This window comes from Kocuria sp. MNB10 (assembly GCF_054073685.1).
Map to the genome: position 1 here is coordinate 991,386 of NZ_CM133411.1, position 20,146 is coordinate 1,011,531.

Below are 20,146 nucleotides of genomic sequence, written 5' to 3' on the forward strand. Positions count from 1 at the left end.
GGTTACTGCTGGGCGGCGTCGAAACGCCGACCGCGGACGCGCTCGGCGGCGCCGGTGCGGTCCAGGTAGGGGGTGATGCCGCCCAGGTGGAACGGGTAGTTGGCGCCCAGGATCATGCACAGGTCCACGTCCCGTGCGGAGGCGACCACGCCCTCGTCGAGCATGTGCCCGATCTCGTCCGCGAGCGCGTCCTGGACGCGCGTGAGCAGCTCTCCCCCGGCGCCGTCGTCCGACGACGCCGCGACGCCGCTCTCCTGCCGCGTGCGCTCGAGTGCGTCGTGGGCCTCGGGCGAGAGGTAGGTCTGCGAGGTCTCGCCGCGCGCGGGCAGCGTGTGGGTCAGACCCGCGTCCGCGACGGCGTCGAGCCACGGGGAGAGGGTGAACCGGTCCGGGTAGGCGTCGTTCATGGTGTGCGTGATGTGCACGAGCACGGCCGGGCCCACGAAGTCGAGCAGCTGCAGCGGTGTCATGGGCAGCCCCATGGGGGCGAGGGCGTGATCCACGGTCTCCGGATTGCCACCGGCGTCCATGGCGCGGCCAATCTCGTCGAACATGCGGGTCAGCACGCGGTTGACCACGAAGCTCGGGGCGTCCTCCACGCGCACCGCGATGCGCCGCAGCTTGGCGGCGAGGTCGAACGCGGTGGCCAGGGTGGAGTCGTCCGTCTGCTGCGCGGAGATGATCTCGAGCAGCGGGGTGACCTCCACCGGGTTGAACACGTGGAAGCCCACGAGCCGCTCGGGGTGCTTCAGGTCCCGGCCCATGGCCGTGACGGACAGGGACGAGGTGTTAGTCGCGAGGATCGCGTCCTCGCGGATCACGGGCTCCCACTGCGCGAAGACCTGCCGCTTCACCTCGAGCTCCTCGAAGACGGCCTCGATCACGAAGTCCGCGTCCGCGAGGTCCTGCGGGCTCTCGGCCCCCGAGATCAGGGAACCGAGCTGCTCCGCCTGCTCCGCGCTCATGCGGCCCTTCTCGGCCTGGGCGGTGAAGCGGTCGCGGGTGCGCTGCACGCCCGTGGCGAGGCGCTCGTCGTCGAGGTCGGTCATCACCACGGGGACCCGGGCGCCCTGGGCGAGGAGGGACGCGAGCTGACCCGCCATGAGTCCCGCGCCGATCACCGCCGCCTTCTTGATCGGGCGCACGGTAGCGTCCGGGACGTTCGCGGCCTGTTTGCTGCGAGCGCTCACGAGTTCGAACGCGTACAGGGACGCGCGGGCGGCGTCGGACTGCACGATCGAGCTGAAGAGCTGGACCGCGGCGGCACCGTTGGCCTGGCGGGTGTCCGTGCGCGCACGGCCCACGAGGTCGATCGCGGCCACCGGGCCGGGAGCGGCACCGTGCCACGCGGCGTGGGCCTTGGCGGCAGCCTTGTCCACGGCGGCCTGCCAGGTCTGTTCGTCGTCGTCGGCGCGGCGCGGTTCGTGCTTGCCCTCGAGTGCCTCCACGACCCAGCGTTGCCACGCCGTCTCCCACTCGTCCGTGCCGGGGGCGGCGTCCAGGACGGCGTCCACGAGACCGATCTCCGCGGCCTTGGCGGGCTTGAGGTTCCGCCCGCGCATGGAGTCCGTGACGATGATGTTCAGTGCCGCCTCAGCGCCCACCAGGTGCGGCAGCAGGTAGACGCCGCCCCAGCCCGGAAAGAAGCCCAGCCGGCACTCGGGCAGACCCATGGGTGCCTTGCCGGACGTGGCCAGGCGGAAATCGGTGTGCAGCGCGAGTTCCAGACCGCCGCCGAGGGCCACTCCCGTGATGAGCGAGAACGTGGGAACGGGCATCTCCGCCAGGACGCCGAAGGCCTCGTGCCCGGAGCCGATGTAGTCCTCCGAACCCCCGTCGAACTGTGCGGCGCGGATCTCCTTGAGATTGGCGCCTGCGCCGAACGACTTCTCGTTGCCCGTGACCACCACGGCCTCGACCTGAGAGGTGTCAATGGCCGATAGCTCCCGGCGCAACTCGCGCATGGCCTCCGAACCCCAGATCACGAGCCCGTTGGGCTCCGTGGAGCCCAGGGACACCAGGGCGATCGGTCGTTCCCGCCCGGGCAGGACGGGACGGGTCACGTCGATGGTCACGGTGGACGGGAAGGTCTGTTCGCTCACGCTTGGCTCCTGTGTCTGGGCGAAAAGTGGTGTGGCCCACAGTATCGCGAGAACAGTCTGACGTGAGACTGCGTCTCACGTCAAGACATTCAGTGTCACCCGGCCCCCGGATGCCCGGTACGTCCTGGATAGGCTGATCCGGTGACTCTCCAGCTGCCGCTGCACTCGGACCGCTTGCGCTTCCGCTGGCCCACCGATGCCGACATCGAGCCCATGCACTCCTACCAGTCCCGCGAGGACTACGCCATGCATGCATGGCGCGAACCCCGCGACATGGACCACGTGATCAGGACGGTCGAGGCCAATCGCGAACCCGGGTCCTGGTCCTTCGACGGCGACAGCCTGCGGGTCGCGATCTCCCCTCACGACTCCGACGAGCTCGTGGGCGAGATCGTGCTGACCCTCGTGGACGCGGAGTCCGCGCAGGTGGAGATCGGCTGGGCGTTGCACCCGGACCACACGGGCAAGGGGTACGCCGCGGAGGCCGCGCGCACCGCCGTCGACGCCGCGTTCGAGCACCTCGGCGCGCACCGCGTCTTCGCGCGCCTGGACAGTCTCAACGTGGCGTCCGCGAAGGTCTGCGAGCGCGTGGGCATGCGCCAGGAGGCGACCCTGCGGGAGAGCCACTACCAGTTGGGCGAGTGGCGCGACGAACTCGTCTACGCGGTGCTCGTGTCTGAGCGACGCGCGGACTAATCCGCCGCGGGGACACGCACCTCGCCGGAGGGTCGCGCCCCGGCGAACCCGCCGCCCTCGGAGGCGTCCTGCTCCCCACCGGGCCGGGCATCCCGCGCGAGCTGCGTGCCGCCCGGGGCCAGGGCCTCGTACACCGAGCGCGCCGTCCGCTCGGCGACGTCCCGCGCGTCGACCCCCTCGGGGACGATGACGACCACGGGCGCCGTGCCAGCACCGTCGTCCGCGGAGCGAAGTTGCTGAACCGGGCGCCCGGGAACGAACGAGAGCCCGAAAAGGGTGCACAACCACGCGATGCGCCGATTGAGTCCCGCGGCCAGCCGCTCGCCGTCCGAGGCCTGGGGATCGTGCAACCACGTGCGCAGGTAGGCGTTGTGCACGGCCACGATGGCGGAGGCCAACGAGATCGCCGTGACCCGCCGGTCGGGGCCGTCCGGCAAGACGCGGCGCAGGAACTCCCGGAACACCCGCTCGTACCGGTGGGATGTGGCGAGCTCCCGGTCCCGCAACGCCTCGACCCGCTGCAGCAGTCGGTGTCGTGCGAGCGCACGGTCCGCGTGGTCCAGGTTGTACCGAAACACGAGCTGCACGCCCTCACTCACCCCCGCCTGGGCGGTGAGGTACGGGCGGTTGAGCAACTGCTCCAGCCGCTCCAGGTTGGACGCGTGATCCGCGAACACGATGTCCTCCTTGGACCCGTACTTGCGGAAGAACGTGGCGCGACTGACCCCCGTGGCGTGCGCGAGCTGGTCCACGGTGGTGGCGTCGTAACCCTGCGCAGCCAACAGGCGGATCGCTGTGGTGACGGCGTCGCCGCTCACCCCGGGTGCGGTACTCATCTGGCCTCCTGCGGTGATGGTAACCGTGCGGCGAGGCCGCCGCGGTGCGGCGACCACGTCCGCGGGCCGCGCCGGTCCGGGAGCCGGCCCGCCGACGCGCTCAGCCCCCGAAGGCCTGCGTGACCTGGCCTGGGACGGACACGCGCACCGAGTAGAGGGAACCGGCGGTGGGCTGGACGTCGTCCGGGAGGTCCTCGCGCGACGTCGTGATGTACAGCGTGCGCAGGTCCTCACCACCCAGCGTGCACGCGGTGGTTTGAGTGGCGCCCACGGCGACGACGGTGTCCAGGGCCCCGTCCGGGAGGTAGCGGTGGACCTGCCCCGCGCCGTAGAGGGCGACCCACACCGCGCCCTCGGAGTCCACGGTCAACCCGTCCGGGCTCACCGAGACGCGGCCCGGCTCGTAGCTCTCCTCCGGGTCCGTGGCGGCCGCGGCGGCGTGGTCGTCCAGGACGGGCGCGACGAACGTGCGACGGTTCTGCAGGCCGGCCTCGGGGCTCCAGTCGAAAACCGAGACCTCGTGGGTGGGGGTGTCGTTGTAGTACGCGAGGGTGCCGTCCGGGGACCACGCGATCCCGTTGGAGATGCTCACGTTCTCGAGGACGGGCTGCCACGACAGATCCGGCGCGACCCGGTACAGCGTGGCCGCGCCCTCGGTCTGCTCGTACGCCATGGACCCCACGTAGAAGGAGCCGTCGGGGGCCACACCGCCCTCGTTCATGCGGATCTCGGGGTCCCCCCACATGGGGATCTCCCGCTCCACTGCGCCCGTGGGATCGGTCAGGACCACTCCCCGTTCCACCGCGATGATCTGCCCACCCGAACGGCGCGGACGCACACACGCGGCCACGGCGTCCACGTGCTGGCGGCGCGGCTGGTCGTCCGGGGTGAACGTCATGACGTCCCCGGCGAGCATGTCCACCCAGGCCAGCCCGTTCCATTCCTTGCTCCAGCACGGCCCCTCACCGTGGTGCATCCACGACGGGGTGATCCTCTGGGCGGTGAGCTGCTTCACGACTGCGACCTCCTGGGGCTGTTGTGGGCGGGGAGCGACATGCTGGGAATCCTGTCGCGGTCGTACGTGATCTGCGTGTACCCGTGCGGGGCGGGCTTGCCGTCCTCCCCGAGGTTTACGAACACGATCTTGTCGATGCTCAGGATCAACTCGCGGGTGATCATGTTGCGTACCTGCGCCCGCATGGTCAACGAGGTGCGTCCGAACGTAGTGGCACTGAGGCCCATCTCGATGATGTCCCCCTGCACCGCGGAGGAGACGAACTCGATCTCGGACATGTACTTGGTGACCGCCCGCTGATTACCCAATTGCACGATCGCGTAGATTGCCGCTTCCTCGTCGATCCAGCGCAGCAGCGATCCCCCGAACAGGGTGCCGTTGGCGTTGAGGTCTTCCGGCTTGACCCATTTGCGGGTGCGGAACGAGATGTCACCGTGGTGCTGCATGCCCCCAGCCTAGGGGACCGCCTGGACACCGGGCAGCGAACGGCCCAGCTGGCGGGGACCAGGAACGTGGTGTCCACCCCGTAGTGCTCGATGCCCGCGAGCACTTGCGAGGGCACGAATGTCCTGCGCACCAGGGTCGTGTTGCCCCGCACAAGCGCGCGCACGGTGAACGAGTTCAATGCACCGATGCGGAACAGCGGCGCCGTCGCCCCCGAAGCCTCCCCGCCCTGCGAACCGTCCGGGATCCAGGGCACGGCGGGGTCCGTGTCCATGACGACGACGCTGCCGCCCTCGTAACCCTCCGCGAGCGGCAGTGCCGCCTCCAGAACGGGGACGTGACCGGGCTCCACGATGGTCACCGCGGGGGTCGATCGGGTGTGCAGGCCCGCGACCTCGCGCGGGGCGAGGCTGAAGTTCAGGGGCTCGAAAACCGCGCCGAGCCACCACGCGGCGAACATGGTGCGCAGGAAGACCTCGGAGTTCAACCCCAGTGAGGCGACCCGGTCCTCGGTGCCCACCCCGGAACGCGCGAACGCGCCCGCGAGACGCCGCACGCTCTCGGTGAAGTGGGCGTAGTCCACCGTCTCGTCCTCGTAGATCACCGCGGGGTGCTCGGGCTCGGGGCCGTAGCGCGCCTGGTAGAGCAGACCTCGCACGGGGTTGATGTTCACGGGGTGGCTCATGGCGGCTCCTGACATGGGCACGGACACCCCGCAAGTCCCCCGAGTGATATGCGCCACCCTAGCAAGCGGTCACGGCGTTGTGGTCACTGCATCGGTGATGCACACTGGTCCAGCCGTCACGTGTCAGCAGCATCCGTCATGGGCCCCGGCTCCGCGATCCTCACCCGTTCGCGCGGCGGTCCCGGTGTGGAAGGAAATCCTCATGTCCGATCAACGCCCCCTTGCCATGGTCACCGGTGGTTCCTCCGGCATCGGGTTCGAACTGGCCAAGCAGTTCGCCCGGCACGGCTACGACGTCGCCCTGTCCGGTTCGAGTGACCGCGTCCATGAGGCGGCCAGGAGCATCGAGGAGCTCGGCGCACAGGCCTACCCGTTCCAGGCGGACGCCGCCACCTACGACGGTGTCGAGGGCTTCTGGAACTTCGTGGCCGAGCTGGGTCGTCCCCTGGATGCCGCGGCCCTCAACGTCGGTATCGGACTGGGCGGGGCGTTCATGGACACCGACCTCCAGGACGAGTTCCGGCTCATCGACATCAACGTCAAGGGCACCGTGCACATGGCCAAGCGCGTCGTGCAGCACATGGTCCCCAACGGCCACGGGCGCATCCTCATCGTGTCCTCCATCTCCGCCACGACACCCACTCCCTACGAGACCGTCTACGGCCCCTCCAAGGCATTCGGTTTCTCCTTCGCGGAATCGTTGCGCGAAGAGTTGCGTGACACCGGCGTGACGGTCACGGCGCTCTTGCCCGGTGCCACGGACAGCGACTTCCACTCCAACGCCGGCATGGACAACACGGCGCTCGGGCCGGGCGCCACCAAGAACGACAAGGTCCTCGTGGCCCAGCAGGGCTTCGAAGCATTGCTCAATGACGTGGACGAGGTCGTGGGCGGCGATGAGGAGACGAAACAGACCCGCGAGGACAACCGCACCACCCCCGAGCCGGTGAAGGCGCACCGGCAGGCGGAACTGACCCGCCCGCGCGGCGACTGAGAGCGGGACGCAAGCCGGTGATGATGGTGCGCCGGTGCGTTCGTCCGTCATGATGCGTGCATGACCGAAACCTCCACGGCCTCCACCGCGCAGACACCCGACCCCGGGCCAGAGTTCCAGCGCAAAGTGCTGACCGTGCTGGCGCTGGGCCAGATCCTGGGTGGGCTGGGAACGGGTGCGACCCTCGCGTTGGGTGCCCTGCTCGTCACGGAGGTCTCCGGGCGCAGTGCGGCGTCCGGGTTGGCGGCCACCATGAACACCCTGGGTGCCGCCATTCTGGCCATCCCCCTGGCGCGGTTGGCGCAACGTCGTGGTCGGCGGATCTCCCTGACCACCGGCGCCCTCGTGGCGGTCGCAGGGGCGGCCGTGATTGTGGCCGCCGCCGCGCTGAATGTTTTCCCGCTGCTGCTCGCGGGCATGGGATTGCTGGGCTCCGGGATGGCTCTGAACCTGCAGTCCCGCTTCGCCGCGACCGACGTCGCTCCCGCGCGTACCCGCGCACGCGACCTCTCGCTCATCGTGTGGTCCACGACCGTGGGCTCCGTGGTGGGCCCCAATCTCTTCGGGCCCAGCGAGACACTCGGGCGGGTGCTGGGGCTGCCCCAGTTCACCGGCGGGTTCGTGATCGCACTGTGTGCCCAGGTGCTGGGGGCCATCGTGTACTTCATCGGATTGCGCCCGGACCCGCTCAAGGTCGCCCTGTCCCGCGGTGAATCGGTGGCCTCCACACCCAGCCCGGCCGGCGGGTTCACCCTGTTGCGCACCGTCCCCGCGGCTCGGCGCGCGGTGCTCGTGGTGGCCCTGTCCCACGCGGTGATGGTGGGTCTCATGTCCATGACGCCCGTGCACCTCACGACCCACGGGGCCACGCTGTCCGCGGTGGGGCTGACCATCTCCCTGCACGTGGCGGGGATGTATGCCCTTTCCCCCGTCTTCGGCTGGCTCGCGGACAAACTCGGTCGCGCCGCCACGGTACTCGCGGGCCAGGCCCTGTTCGCGGTCGCGCTCGTGCTCACATGGTTGGGCGCCGACCACCAGGGACTCGTGTTGGCGGCCCTGATCTTGCTGGGACTGGGCTGGTCCGCGTCCACGGTGTCCGGGTCCACGATGGTCACCGAGTCCGTGGCGACCCACGACCGCCCCGGACTGCAAGGAACCTCCGACCTCACGATGAACCTGTGCGGCGCGGCCGGTGGGGCCCTCGCGGGGCCGGTCCTGGCGCTCGTGGGTTTCTCCGGACTCGGCCTGATGGCCCTCGTGTTGGTGGCAATCACCACGGTGACGGCGATGCGCTCGCTGCGTTCCGGGAGCAACACCCCGAATCCGGCCGAGGCCTGAATCGCCCTTGGTGCGTCGTGGGCCCGGGCGGGACTATCTGAGCGCCGCCGGCAAGCGGGACCTGCAGAAGGACAGCGCCCGGCCCCAGGACCGCGCGCGGATCGCCTCGATCACCAAGGCGATGATCGCGGTGCTCGTGATGCAGCGCATCGAGGCGGGGCAATGGACTCTGCGCACGACCATCGACCAGGTCACCCCGGGGCTCTACCCGGGCCACGGCGGCGTGACCGTGGCGCAACTGATGAACCACACCTCGGGCATGCCGGACGGGATCTATTCCTTGCTCCCGGACCGGGAGTGGTACACGTGGACCGTGCAGGACCTGGAGGCCGCGGTGGTCCCGTACCACTCCGAGCAGGAACTTGTGGAACTCAGTCGCAGGCTGCCCTGGGAGTTCGAGCCCGGGACCGGCTGGTCCTACTCCAACGCCGGGTACGTGGTGCTGTCCATGATGCTCGAGGCCGCCACGGGGTCGCGCATCCAGGACCTCGTGCGGGACCGGGTGTTCAAGCCCGCCAAGATGCAACAGTCACGGCTCGAGGAGTCCACGCTGGTCCGGGGCCGCTACCTCCTGCCGTACGGGAAGTTCCAGGCCGGGCTGGCCCCGCTGCCCCTGGTCAACCCGTCCATCTTCTCCGGTGCGGGCGGGGTGTACGCGACCGCCGAGGACATCACCGATTTCACCGGCGCCCTCATGACCGGACGGCTGCTGCGCAAGGACCTCGTGGACGCCATGGTCACTCCCGTGGGCGCCGCGCAGCAGGCGCGCTACGGTTACGGTCTCTACCTCATCAACGGTCCCTGCCGCACCGCGGCGGGCACCCCCGAGGTGCTCATCGGTCACGACGGCGCCGGGTTCGGCACCCGTGCGGTGTCCTTCACCACGCGGGACGCCTCCCGCCGGGTGGCCCTGGCCTACACGGGCCGCTCCTACGTGGAGGAGGGCCCGGACCCGGACGCGGCCATGAACGCCGCGCTCATCGCGGGCTTCCGTGCCACGTGCCCGGCGAGCGCCCCGACCACACCGGCATCCGGCAAGGGGCCGGCCTCCGGTGGTGCGGGCTCGCTGCGGTTGTAGTGCCGAGCAGGCCGTAGTACCGCGCCGACCGTTGTGTCACGTCGGCCGTGGTTTCACGCCAGGGGGTGCATCGGGTCTCAGCGACCGGTGCGCTCCCGGTGTTTGCACCCGGGCCAGCAGCACGGGCGGCGCTTGCCCTCGTGCATTTCCTCCTCGGTGCGCCGGATCCGGCGCTGCCGGGTCTCCGGTTTCTTGGCGTCCTCCACCCAGCACACGAACTCGTTGCGCCCGAGCGGGGTGAGTCCGCGCCACAGCTCGGCGGTCGCCGGGTCCAGCGCGAGCGCTTCGGCGAGGTCCGCGGGCAGCTCGTGGACGACACCGCCAGGGAGGTCGGACAAGGTGTTCGCGCCATCGATCGTGGCCGGGTTCTCGGCGGCCTCGGCGCCGTTCACGTTCTGCGCGTCCGTCACGTTCGTCGCATTCTCCGCAGACGACGCCGCAGCTCGGGTCGTGTCGGTCATGGTTCTCTCCCTGCGCTGTCACCTGTTGCCGTGGATCCCCGGCAAGCAGCAGTGTGCCATGAGTCGGACCGAAGACTCCCAGTACTCGATTCAAGAATATCGGGGGCCGCACCCCGCCCCACCGGACTCACGCCAGGTAGAACCCACCGTCCGAGGTGAGGACCTGACCGACGATCCACGCGCCGTCGTCCGTGGCGAGCCAGCCGATGAGGTTCGCCGGATCGCTGGGCGCCCCGAAGCGGCCGAACGGGGTGCTGTCGATCAAATCCTGGATCTCCCCGAGTGGACGGTCCGTGGCATCGGGAGTGAGGTACCCGGTGTCCACCGGTCCGGGATTCACGGTGTTGAGCACGATGCCGAGTTCGAGCAGCTCCGCGGCCACGGTCGCGGTGACCCCGGCGAGAGCGGCCTTGCTCGTGGCGTACGCGACCTCGCCGCGCATGGGCCCGTGTCCCTGTCCCGAGGTCATCCAGAACACCCGTCCCGTCGGTGCGGTGAACGTCCGCTTGCGCTCGCCCCGGATGCGCTCTCCCGGCCGCGCCGCAGCGGTCGGGGCATCGGCCTTGAGGAGCGCGAACGCCCGGGTCAACAGCAGCGTGGAGCGGGTGTTGGTCTGCCAGAACGCGTCCAGAGCCTCGGGGGTCATGTCGAGGATGGAGCCGTCCCCGCCGCTCCTGGCGTGGTTGCACACGAGGATGTCCAGCGACCCGGTGAGCTCGCTCGCGGCGTCGATGAGCGGTTGGATCCGTCCGGGGTCCCGCAGGTCCGCGCTCATCTCCCCCAGCCGCGCACCCTCGGTGAGTTCGGCCCGCAATGCGTTCACGACGCCGCTCAGGTCGTCCGCGCCCCACGGCTGGTCCTCGTCGTGCGGGCCGTAGTGGTGGATGAACACGCTGGCGCCAAGCCGCGCGAAGGTGCGGGCAACGGCGAAGCCGATGCCGCGGCGTCGCGACACCCCGGTGATCAGCGCCGTTCGACCGAGCAGGGGCAGCGTTGCGGGTGAGGCCGTCATGCGATCAGTCTGCCAGTGCCGCTTATTGAGACCGGATCGGTGGATTTTCTCGATAAGGGCTAACCCAACAGCCCACCCACCCGGCGCATGAGGTCGGCCAGGCGAGCGGCGTCGTCGTCCTGGAGTGCGGAGAAGAAGAGCTCCTGGACGTCCCGCGCGTGGGCGGGACGCAATTCGCGGAAGGCGCGCAGGCCCTCGGGGGTGAGGACCGCCTCGAAGCCGCGGCCGTCGCACTCCACGCGGCGGCGTTCCACCCAACCGCGCTTGTCCAGCACACCGATCTGGTAGCTCAACCGCGACGGCGAGAAGATCAGCCGGTGCGCCAGCTCACCCATGCGCATCCGGTGCTCCGGCGCGTTGTAGAGCAGCAGGAGCAACTGGTAATCCATGAGCGAGCAACCGTGCTGCTTGAGCCGCTCCTCGATCCGGGCGGTGAGCAGCGCGGTGGTCTCGAAGTAGACCTGCCACGCGTCCCAATCCTGCCGGGACGCGTCCGAGACGCCCGCGCCCTGCGTCCCGCCGATGCACTCCGCATCACCGAGGGATTCCGCGCCTGCGATGCATGCCGCGCCGGTGGCGTCCGCGCCGTCCGAACCCGTCACGGGCTCGGACGGCGCGGACCCGGACGGCGCGCGCTCGGACCGCACTGGCTCAGACTGCGCCGAGGCGCGGGTGGCCGTGTCGTTCACGATCCCACCGAGGCCAGCAGGCTCGCGAAATCGGGGACGTCACTGAACTCGTCCTTGACCTCGCGGCGCAGACCCGGCCGAGCGGCGTCGTCGGCGGAGGCACCGGAACCGTCCGAGGAACCGGCACCGCCCTGCGAGCCCGCGAGCAGCATGGCGCCGAGCGAGGCGCCCACGCGATCGATCCGGCGCTGCAGGTCGTTGTGACCCCAGTCCTCGGACGCCGCGTAGATGCCCAGGGGCAGCACGAGGGCCTTGAGGTAGCTCAGCAGCGGCCGCATGGCGGTGTCCAGCACGAGCGAGTGCCGCGGGGACCCGCCCGTAGCGGCGACCACGGTGGGCAGGTTCTCGAGCGCGGACTCGTCGATCACGTCGAAGAACTGCTTGAACAGCCCCGAGTAGGACGCCTTGTACGTGGGCGACGCGGCGATCAGGCCGTCCGCGGTGAGCACGGTGTCGATCGCGTCCTGCACGGCGCGCGAGGCCACATGGGTGATCATCATGTCGGTCAGCCCGTGGGCCAGATCTCGCAGCTGGATCACCTTGATGTGCACGTGCTGCCCGGCGTTCTCGACCGTGGTGCTCGCGGCCTGGGCGATCGCCTCGCCCAGGCGCGTGGTCGTGGAGTCCTCCGACAGTCCCGCGGTCACCACCGCGAGGGTCAACCGATCGGTCATGGTGTCCTTCTCTCTGACGTGGTACGTGAACTTACTTGGCGTTCTCGTGGTCGCGCTGCGCGGCCTCCGCCTACTGTGCGCGATCCTTCGCGGCCTGCGAATCCGGGCCACCGCCGGGGATCGGGTCCTTGCCCGCGGCGTGGCGCGCCACGAGGGACTCGTGGGTGGGGGCCTCGGGCACGTGGGCCGGGCGAGCGGCGTCGAACTCCTTGCGCAGCACCGGGACGACCTCCTCGCCCAGGATGTCCATCTGCTCGAGGACGGTCTTGAGCGGCAGGCCGGCGTGGTCCACCAGGAACAGCTGACGCTGGTAGTCACCCGCGTACCCGCGGAAGGACAACGTGCGCTCGATGACCTGCTGCGGGGATCCCACGGTCAGCGGGGTCTGCTCGGTGAAGTCCTCCAAAGACGGCCCGTGACCGTAGACCGGCGCGTTGTCGAAGTACGGGCGGAACGTACGCATGGCGTCCTGCGAGTTCCTGGCCATGAACACCTGACCACCCAGACCCACGATCGCCTGATCGTAGGAGCCGTGGCCGTAGTACTCGTAGCGCTGGCGGTAGAAGTCCACCATGCGCTCGGTGTGCTCCTTGTTCCAGAAGATGTTGTTGTGGAAGAACCCGTCACCGTAGAACGCGGCCTGCTCCGGGATCTCCGGGGAGCGGATGGAACCGTGCCACACGAACGGCGGGACGTCGTCCAGCGGGCGCGGCGTGGCTGTGAAGCCCTGCAGGGGCGTGCGGAAGCGACCGGAGTAGTTCACGCTCTGCTCGCGCCACAGCCGGTACAGCAGCTGGTAGTTCTCCACGGCCAGCGGGATGCCCTGCCGGATGTCCTTGCCGAACCACGGGTACACGGGCCCGGTGTTGCCGCGACCCAGCGTGAGGTCCACGCGCCCGCCCGCGAGGTGCTGGACGTACGAGTAGTCCTCCGCGATGCGCACGGGGTCCGTCGTGGTGATCAGCGTGGTGGCGGTGCCCAGCTGGATCTTCTCGGTCTGCGCTGCCAGGTGGGCCATGAGGATCGGCGGGTTCGCGGGCGCCACAAACGGCGGGTTGTGGTGCTGGCCCATGGCGAACACGTCCATGCCCACCTCCTCCGCCTTGCGGGCGATGGCCACGGTGGCCTTGATCCGCTCGTTCTCGCTGGGGGTCTCGCCGGTGGTGGGGTCCTGGGTCACGTCCCCGATGGTGAAGATGCCGAGTTGCATGTCAGCCTCCTTGGCTTGTGGTCGACGACGCCGCAGCGCGGGCGCCGCGGCTCCGTTCCGTAGGTCTTTCAAATTTGAACTACCTACATAATGCACCCCCGCGGGGATTTATTCCAGGGAAAATACCCGGGTGTGGCGAACGGCACTCGGGCTGCATCCGGGTGGCCTTGCACTGCCCGGAACATCTGGGGCATGCCGAGACCACACACTCGAAACTTTGAGGCACCTCGGGGCCACCCCCGAAACTTTGGGGCACCTTGAGGCCACCCCCGACTTGTCAGGCACGCCAACGCCACCGCGGGGGCATCGAAGTGGCTTTGGCGTGCCCACAAGTTCACGGGCAGCTTTGGCGTGCCCACAAGTTCACGGGTGGCTTTGACGTGCCCCAGATACACCCGGGCCTGGGGCGTGGCGCGGCGGGGCGGAACCCTGAGGGTCACGATGGAACTCTCAGGCACCGTGAGGCCACTTCAGGCCGTCGATTGTGGCTTCCGTGTGTCTGAAAGTTGTGCGAGTCGGGCGGATGGGCCAGAAATTGTTGAACAATCCTTTCCGGTGGGGCATTCTGGAACTCGGCACTGAGACGGAGGTCACGCATGACGGTCATCGATCTGAACAGCGACGTGGGCGAGTCGTTCGGCAACTGGCACATGGGCGACGACGCCGCCATCTTCCGTTCCGTCTCCTCCGCCAACGTGGCCTGCGGGTTCCACGCCGGGGACCCGGGCACCATGGCACAGACGTGCCGGGACGCGGTGGCCGCAGGAGTCACCGTGGGCGCCCACGTGGCGTACAGGGACCTGGCCGGTTTTGGCCGACGGTTCCTGGACTGCTCCCCCACAGAACTCGCCGACGACGTGCTCTACCAAATGGGTGCACTCGAGGCGATGGCGCGCTCGGCCGGCGCGACCATCGAATACGTCAAACCCCACGGGGCGCTGTACAACACGATCGTCCACCACGAGGCACACGCGCAGGCGGTCGTGGACGCGGTCAAGGCGTTCGGCGGTGACCTTCCGTTGCTGCTGCTGCCCGGTTCCGTGGCCCTGGACAAGGCCGAGCGGGCGGGACTGCGCGGGGTGGCCGAGGCATTCGCCGACCGCGGGTACACCCCCGAGGGCACGCTGGTCTCCCGCCGCGAGCAAGGCGCTGTGTTGCACGACGCCGCCCAGGTCACCGAGCGCATGATCCGCCTGGCCGAACACGGCACGCTGACCGCGGTGGACGGCTCCACGGTGCATCTCGCCGCCGAGAGCATTTGCGTGCACGGGGACACCCCCGGGTCCGCAGCCATGGCCGCCGAGGTCCGCGCGGGTCTGGAGCGCGCGGGTATCACGATCCGGTCGTTCGTGTGAGCGGCCGCGACTCGACGACGCACGGTCCGGGCACCGCCCACGACGGCACGGGCGCGCCCTTCCCGGCCACTCCGCGAGCCGCCAACGTGACGCGGAGCGGATCCGGCGCGCCGCGCACCGCACCCCGGGACCGAGCCACCGCGCCTGCCACGTCCTCGTCGGCAGCACCCGACACGGCCACCCCGCCGCGGACGGGTCTGCGCTGGGCCGGCACGCGGGCCTTCCTGATCGAGTGCCCCTCGCTCGAGCACGTGATGCGGCTGCATGCCCACCTGAGTGCCCATCCGTACCCGGGTCAGCTCGATGTCCTGGCCGCCGCGGAGACCGTGTTGCTGACCTTCACAACTCCCGCCGCGGCGCGGAGGGCCGCGAGCGACGTCGTCGACATCCGGCTCGATTCCACCGAGCCGGCCGCGGGTAAGGACGTGGCAATCGACGTGGTCTACGACGGCGAAGACTTGGCCGCCGTGGGAAAGCTGACCGGGCTCGGCGAGCGCGGCGTGATCGAGGCGCACACGGGAACCGGCTGGACGGCGGCGTTCGGCGGGTTCGCGCCGGGATTCGCGTACCTTGTGGCCGACGGCGATCCGCTCGAGGTGCCGCGCAGGGACTCGCCCCGCACCGCGGTGCCGGCCGGGTCCGTGGCGCTCGCGGGACGCTTCTCGGCCGTCTACCCACGGCGTTCCCCCGGGGGCTGGCAGCTGATCGGTCACACGGACGCGCCGCTGTGGGACGTGGACCGGGAGGAGCCCGCCCTGATCCGACCGGGTGACACCGTGCGCTACCGGGCGGTGCGCGAACTCGTGACGGTGTCCTCAGAGACGGCACTACCCGCGTCGCGCCGGGAGCGGAAACACGCCCTGATGATCGAGGATCCCGGGATGCAGTCCCTGCCCCAGGACCGCGGCAGACCCGGCCGAGGCGACCTGGGCGTGGTGGCCTCCGGCGCGGCGGACCGCGCGTCGGCCGAGCAGACCAACCGGCTGGTGGGCAACTCGCCCGAGGCCGCCGTGATCGAGACGCTGCTGGGTGGGCTGTCGGTCACGGCCCGCGGGCACCACGTACTGGCCCTCAGTGGCGCGCCCACTCCGGCCCGGATCGAGGGACCCCTCGGCGGACGCGCCGTCACGTGCCACGCTCCGTTCGCCTTGTACGACGGCGAGCGCCTCACCCTGGGAGCCCCGGACAGAGGCCTGCGCACCTATCTGGCAGTGCGAGGTGGGATCGACGTACCCGAGGTGCTGGGGAGCCGCTCCTCGGATGCGCTCTCCGGGATCGGACCGGACCCGTTGAGCGCCGGTGACGAGCTCCCGGTTCTCAAGGCCGCCGCGGGCCGGACCGTGGGGTTGCCCGAACCGCCGGCGGTCACGCTTCCCACCCCCGAGGAGACCGTCACCTTGCGGGTGAGCCCGGGGCCCCGTGACGATTGGTTCACACCGGAAGCACTCGAGACGTTCACCTCGCGGGACTGGGTCGTGAGTGAGCAGTCCAACCGCGTGGGGGTGCGCTTCGAGGAACCCCCCGAGGGCCCGCCGCTCGAGCGTTCCCGCGAGGGCGAACTGGCGAGCGAGGGCGTGGTGGCCGGTTCCCTACAGGTCCCCCACTCGGGGGTTCCGGTGCTCTTCCTGGCCGACCATCCCGTGACGGGCGGCTATCCCGTGATCGGGGTCGTACTTCCGGAAGACCTCCCCCTCGCCGCGCAGCTACCCCCGAGCAGCGCGGTCCGCTTCACGTTCACCGATCCGCCCCACCCCGCATCCGACACCGCAGGAGACACACCATGAAGAAGGTCCTGATCGCCAACCGCGGGGAGATCGCGGTGCGGATCGCGCGGGCGTGCGCGGACGCCGGCCTGACCTCGGTGGCCGTGTACTCCGAACCTGACGCCGACGCCTTCCACGTGCATATGGCCGACGAGGCCTACGCCCTGCCCGGTTCCGCCTCCGCGGACACCTACCTGCATATCGACCGTCTGCTCGCCGTGGCCTCCCGTTCCGGCGCGGACGCCGTGCACCCGGGCTACGGGTTCCTGTCCGAGAACGCGGACTTCGCGCAGGCCGTGGCGGACGCCGGCCTCACCTGGATCGGTCCGTCCGCCCGGGTCATCCGCGAGCTGGGCAACAAGGTCACCGCCCGGGCCATCGCCGTGCGCGCCGGCGCTCCCCTGGTTCCCGGCACGGACGGTCCCGTGGACGACGCCGCTGCGGCCCGGTCATTCGCCGAGGAGCACGGACTGCCCATCGCCATCAAGGCCGCCTTCGGCGGTGGTGGTCGTGGGATGCGCGTGGCCAGGACCATGGACGAGATCGACGCGGCGTTCGAGGCGGCGGTGCGCGAAGCGACGTCGGCGTTCGGGCGGAGCGAATGCTTCGTGGAGCGTTTCCTGGACAAGCCCCGCCACGTGGAGGTCCAGGTCGTGGCAGACGCCCACGGTTCCGTGATCGTGGTGGGCACGCGTGACTGCTCACTGCAACGGCGGAACCAGAAGCTCGTGGAGGAGGCCCCTGCGCCGTTCCTGACCGATGAGCAGCGCACGACGATTCATGAATCCGCGCGCGCCATCTGCCGGGAGGCCGGGTACACCGGGGCGGGCACGGTCGAGTACCTCGTGGCCCCGGACGGGCTGATCTCCTTCCTGGAGGTCAACACGCGGCTGCAGGTGGAACACCCCGTCACGGAGCAGACCGCGGGCGTGGACCTCGTGCGGGAACAGTTCCGCGTGGCCGACGGGTTGGCGCTGAGCCTCACCGAGGACCCGTCACCGAACGGGCATGCGTTCGAGTTCCGACTCAATGCGGAGGACCCGGCCCTCAGGTTCCTCCCCACTCCCGGCGCGGTGGAGGCGTTCGAGGCGCCCACGGGCTCGGGGGTGCGCATGGACACCGGCGTGCGTTCCGGGTCCGTGGTGCCCGCCGAGTACGACTCCCTGCTGGCCAAACTCATCGTGTGGGGCGAAGACCGGCAGCAGGCCCTCGTACGCTCGCGCGCCGGGCTGCGGGAGCTCGTGATCCGCGGGGTGCCCACAGTGGTCCCGTTCCACCGGGCGGTCCTGGAAGAGCCCGCGTTCACGTCCCCGGACGGGATGGGGGTGTACACCACGTGGATCGAGGACGAGTTCACATGCAAGCTGGAGGCCTCCCCGTACGTGGCGCCCGGGGCCGGCGAGCGCACCACGGTCACGGTGGAGATCGACGGGCGCGCCCATCAACTGGGCCTGCCCGCAGACCTTGCCGCCGCCCTCCTGGGTGGCGGATCCGTCGCAGGTTCCGGGTCCGCTTCGGCATCCGGGGGCGCCGAATCGCGGCCCGGTGAGACCGCGGGAGCGGGGGCAGAAACCGGGGCGGCGTCGTCGCCCAATGCGGACTCGGCAGGAACGAGCCTGGTGGCGCCCATGAACGGGACGGTCGTGACGTGGGCCACGCAGGACGGCGCCGAGGTGGCCGAGGGCGACACCGTCCTCACGCTGGAGGCGATGAAGATGGAGACGCCCGTCCGCGCTCATCGCTCCGGCACGCTGACCCGGGCGGACCTGGCGGAGGGGTCCGCCGTGCGCAAGGGGCAGACGCTGGGAGAGATCGCGTGACGGCCGTCGAGCCGCGCGAGAACGCCCAGGCGAGTGCCCAGGCGAGCGCCCACGCGGCCCGGCAGTTGCGCGCCCGCATCTCGAACGGTCAACTGCCCCCGGGAGCGAAACTCTCGGAACAGGCCGTGGCCCGGGAGCTGGGGGTCTCGCGCAACACCTTGCGCGAGGCGTTCACCATGTTGGCGGCGGAGCGCCTCGTGGATCGGATCGCGCACCGGGGTGTGTTCGTCGCACAGCCCGACGCCGACGACGTCCGCGACCTCTACGCCGCCCGCTGCGTCTTGGAGCCGGGCACCATGCTGTGGGGTGCGCCCGATCCGCAGTCGCTGTCCCGGCTGAGTGCGCTCACCACCTCGGCGCTCGCCGCCCGGAATGCCGGGGACGTGATGGCCATGGCGGATGCGAACCAGGGCTTCCACCGGGAGCTCGTGGCGTCGTCCGGTTCGGCGGAGCTGGTCGCGGTCATGGATCGGTTGTCGGCGCGGATGCGGCTGGTGTTCCACGCGATGTCCACGGATCCGCAGTTCCACGCGCGCTACGCGGTGCGCAATACCCAGGTGCTGCGATCCCTCGAGTCCGGCGACCGTGACCGGGCCGTGCACCTACTCAGGGAGTCCCTGACCGCGGCACGGGACGAGATCCTCGCGCACCTGACCTGACGGGTCGGGTGGGCGGGATCAGGACCAGAGCTTCGCGAGGCCCGCCAGGGAGTTCCACGCGAGATACACCGTGAGCAACCAGGCGAGGACACCCACCACGAGCAGCCACACCGGGTAGCGGTAGCCGTGCAACAGATCCCTGCGGCGCCATGCGACCCACAACAGGATGGCGAAACCGACGGGCAGGATCAGGGCGTTGAACGCGCCAGCGAAGATCAGCAGGGTCTGCGGTGCCTGGCCCAGGAAGAGGTAGACCACCGCGCACACCGCGATGAAGGCCACGGTGAGCAGGTTCCGGGTGCGCGGCTTGCCCTGGGACGAGGTCACGAAGGAGATGGACGTGAACGCGGCCCCGATGACCGAGGTCAGCGCCGCGGCCCACAGCACCACACCGAAGATCCGTACACCGATCTCACCGGCCGCGGCACCGAAGGCCTCCGCCGCCATGTTGTCGCTCGTGAGGGAGACCCCGCCGGCCACCACCCCGAAGATCGCGAGGAACAACAACACACGCATCACGCACGTGACCAGGATGCCCAGCACGGAACTGCGCGTGATCTCCCGGACGCTCTCCACACCGGTGACTCCCGAGTCGATCATGCGGTGCGCGCCGGAGTACGTGATGTACCCGCCCACCGTGCCGCCGATCAGCGTGGTGATCACCAGGACGTCGATCCGCTCCGGCAACACCGTGTTCTTCAGCGCCTCCCCCACGGGCGGAGCCGCCACGATGGCCACGTACAGCATGAGCAGGATCATGACGGCGCCCAACAGCACCACGATGCGGTCCAGCGCGAGTCCCGCGCGCTTCGAGAGGAAGATCAACACGGCGATCGCGGCGGAGATCCCCCCGCCGATCTTGGGATCCAGGCCCAACATGGCGTTGAGGCCCAGACCGGTTCCCGCGATGTTGCCGATGTTGAAGACCGCACCGCCCAGGAAAACCAGCGCCGCGAGCACCGCCCCGGCACCGGGCAACACCCTCCCGGCCAGTTCCTGCGCCCGGCGACCCGAGATCCCGATGACCCGCCACACGTTCAGCTGCACGGCGATGTCCACGAGGATCGAGATGAGGATGGCGAACGCGAAGGCAGCGCCCAACTGCACCGTGAAGACGGTGGTCTGGGTGATGAAACCGGGCCCGATGGCACTCGTGGCCATGAGGAACATGGCCCCCAACAGGGCACTGCGGTGCCCGGTGGTGCGCTGGGGCGTTTTCCCGCCCTCGGTCACGGACTCGCCGGGCTGCGGGCTGGGACTGACAGAGGACATGCTTCCATCCAAGGGGTCACGCGAGCGGGGACACATTCGTGCA

The 20,146-nt window shown here is 69.9% G+C and carries 18 protein-coding genes and 1 pseudogene; 8 read left to right on the top strand and 11 right to left on the bottom strand.

Features of this window, described 5'->3' with window-relative positions; genetic code table 11:
- Positions 1 to 2: 2 nt before the first annotated feature.
- Positions 3 to 2,102 carry a 3-hydroxyacyl-CoA dehydrogenase NAD-binding domain-containing protein gene (locus tag ACW9PK_RS04370; RefSeq protein WP_457016705.1) on the bottom strand — a complete coding sequence of 700 codons (2,100 nt, stop codon included), beginning with the start codon at positions 2,100 to 2,102 and terminating at the stop codon, positions 3 to 5.
- Between the two features lie 141 nt (positions 2,103 to 2,243).
- On the opposite strand from ACW9PK_RS04370, the gene ACW9PK_RS04375 reads away from it, so the two are divergent.
- Positions 2,244 to 2,798, top strand: coding sequence for a GNAT family N-acetyltransferase (locus ACW9PK_RS04375; RefSeq protein ID WP_457016707.1), 555 nt, complete (start codon positions 2,244 to 2,246; stop codon positions 2,796 to 2,798).
- Here the strand turns inward: ACW9PK_RS04375 and ACW9PK_RS04380 are convergent.
- The 4 genes and pseudogenes from ACW9PK_RS04380 to ACW9PK_RS04395 form a co-directional block, all read right to left on the bottom strand.
- Positions 2,795 to 3,634 (bottom strand): TetR/AcrR family transcriptional regulator, encoded by an 840-nt coding sequence (locus ACW9PK_RS04380; protein WP_457016709.1) that lies wholly within the window; start codon positions 3,632 to 3,634, stop codon positions 2,795 to 2,797. The two genes, ACW9PK_RS04375 and ACW9PK_RS04380, sit on opposite strands and share 4 nt — an antisense overlap.
- A gap of 100 nt (positions 3,635 to 3,734) precedes the next feature.
- Positions 3,735 to 4,649, bottom strand: coding sequence for an SMP-30/gluconolactonase/LRE family protein (locus tag ACW9PK_RS04385; RefSeq protein ID WP_085108452.1), 915 nt, complete (start codon positions 4,647 to 4,649; stop codon positions 3,735 to 3,737).
- Positions 4,646 to 5,095: an acyl-CoA thioesterase gene (locus tag ACW9PK_RS04390; RefSeq protein WP_084118111.1), complete on the bottom strand. Its 450-nt coding sequence runs from the start codon at positions 5,093 to 5,095 to the stop codon at positions 4,646 to 4,648. The genes ACW9PK_RS04385 and ACW9PK_RS04390 overlap by 4 nt, the downstream gene beginning before the upstream one ends.
- Positions 5,096 to 5,406: 311 nt before the next feature.
- Positions 5,407 to 5,793 (bottom strand): annotated as a pseudogene (locus ACW9PK_RS04395) (AMP-binding protein); the annotation flags it as partial.
- Positions 5,794 to 5,980: 187 nt separating this feature from the next.
- Between ACW9PK_RS04395 and ACW9PK_RS04400 the strand changes: the two are divergent.
- The 3 genes from ACW9PK_RS04400 to ACW9PK_RS04410 are packed head-to-tail and all read left to right on the top strand — an operon-like array spanning position 5,981 to position 9,188.
- A complete protein-coding gene (locus ACW9PK_RS04400; protein WP_206069156.1) occupies positions 5,981 to 6,772 on the top strand; it encodes an SDR family NAD(P)-dependent oxidoreductase in 792 nt (263 codons plus the stop codon).
- 60 nt (positions 6,773 to 6,832) lie between these two features.
- Positions 6,833 to 8,110 (top strand): MFS transporter, encoded by a 1,278-nt coding sequence (locus ACW9PK_RS04405; RefSeq protein WP_457016712.1) that lies wholly within the window; start codon positions 6,833 to 6,835, stop codon positions 8,108 to 8,110.
- 10 nt (positions 8,111 to 8,120) lie between these two features.
- On the top strand, positions 8,121 to 9,188 hold the full coding sequence (locus ACW9PK_RS04410; RefSeq protein ID WP_270260365.1) for a serine hydrolase domain-containing protein: 1,068 nt from the start codon (positions 8,121 to 8,123) through the stop codon (positions 9,186 to 9,188).
- Between the two features lie 77 nt (positions 9,189 to 9,265).
- Here ACW9PK_RS04410 and ACW9PK_RS04415 read toward each other — a convergent pair whose 3' ends face one another.
- From ACW9PK_RS04415 to ACW9PK_RS04435, 5 genes are all read right to left on the bottom strand, one after another.
- Positions 9,266 to 9,649, bottom strand: coding sequence for a YdeI/OmpD-associated family protein (locus ACW9PK_RS04415; RefSeq protein ID WP_270260362.1), 384 nt, complete (start codon positions 9,647 to 9,649; stop codon positions 9,266 to 9,268).
- A gap of 127 nt (positions 9,650 to 9,776) precedes the next feature.
- A complete protein-coding gene (locus tag ACW9PK_RS04420; protein ID WP_270256971.1) occupies positions 9,777 to 10,661 on the bottom strand; it encodes an SDR family oxidoreductase in 885 nt (294 codons plus the stop codon).
- A gap of 59 nt (positions 10,662 to 10,720) precedes the next feature.
- Positions 10,721 to 11,350, bottom strand: a complete 630-nt coding sequence (locus ACW9PK_RS04425; RefSeq protein WP_319023328.1) for a MarR family winged helix-turn-helix transcriptional regulator — start codon at positions 11,348 to 11,350, stop codon at positions 10,721 to 10,723.
- Complete coding sequence (locus ACW9PK_RS04430) at positions 11,347 to 12,024, bottom strand: CE1759 family FMN reductase (protein WP_290656377.1); 678 nt, start codon at positions 12,022 to 12,024, stop codon at positions 11,347 to 11,349. The genes ACW9PK_RS04425 and ACW9PK_RS04430 overlap by 4 nt, the downstream gene beginning before the upstream one ends.
- A gap of 70 nt (positions 12,025 to 12,094) precedes the next feature.
- A complete protein-coding gene (locus ACW9PK_RS04435; protein WP_457016717.1) occupies positions 12,095 to 13,234 on the bottom strand; it encodes an LLM class flavin-dependent oxidoreductase in 1,140 nt (379 codons plus the stop codon).
- 596 nt (positions 13,235 to 13,830) lie between these two features.
- Between ACW9PK_RS04435 and ACW9PK_RS04440 the strand changes: the two genes are divergently transcribed.
- Genes ACW9PK_RS04440 through ACW9PK_RS04455 form a run of 4 tightly spaced genes read left to right on the top strand, consistent with a single transcriptional unit; the run spans position 13,831 to position 18,831 of the window.
- The gene (locus ACW9PK_RS04440; RefSeq protein WP_368844933.1) at positions 13,831 to 14,589 is read left to right on the top strand and encodes a LamB/YcsF family protein; all 759 of its coding nucleotides are present in this window, start codon (positions 13,831 to 13,833) and stop codon (positions 14,587 to 14,589) included.
- Positions 14,586 to 16,373, top strand: coding sequence for a 5-oxoprolinase subunit B/C family protein (locus ACW9PK_RS04445; RefSeq protein ID WP_457016719.1), 1,788 nt, complete (start codon positions 14,586 to 14,588; stop codon positions 16,371 to 16,373). The genes ACW9PK_RS04440 and ACW9PK_RS04445 overlap by 4 nt, the downstream gene beginning before the upstream one ends.
- Positions 16,370 to 18,172 (top strand): ATP-binding protein, encoded by a 1,803-nt coding sequence (locus ACW9PK_RS04450; protein WP_457016721.1) that lies wholly within the window; start codon positions 16,370 to 16,372, stop codon positions 18,170 to 18,172. Before ACW9PK_RS04445 ends, ACW9PK_RS04450 begins: the two co-directional genes overlap by 4 nt.
- On the top strand, positions 18,169 to 18,831 hold the full coding sequence (locus ACW9PK_RS04455; protein ID WP_457016723.1) for a GntR family transcriptional regulator: 663 nt from the start codon (positions 18,169 to 18,171) through the stop codon (positions 18,829 to 18,831). Before ACW9PK_RS04450 ends, ACW9PK_RS04455 begins: the two co-directional genes overlap by 4 nt.
- Before the next feature lie 18 nt (positions 18,832 to 18,849).
- Here ACW9PK_RS04455 and ACW9PK_RS04460 read toward each other — a convergent pair whose 3' ends face one another.
- Positions 18,850 to 20,103: an NRAMP family divalent metal transporter gene (locus ACW9PK_RS04460; protein ID WP_368844937.1), complete on the bottom strand. Its 1,254-nt coding sequence runs from the start codon at positions 20,101 to 20,103 to the stop codon at positions 18,850 to 18,852.
- Positions 20,104 to 20,146 lie beyond the last annotated feature (43 nt).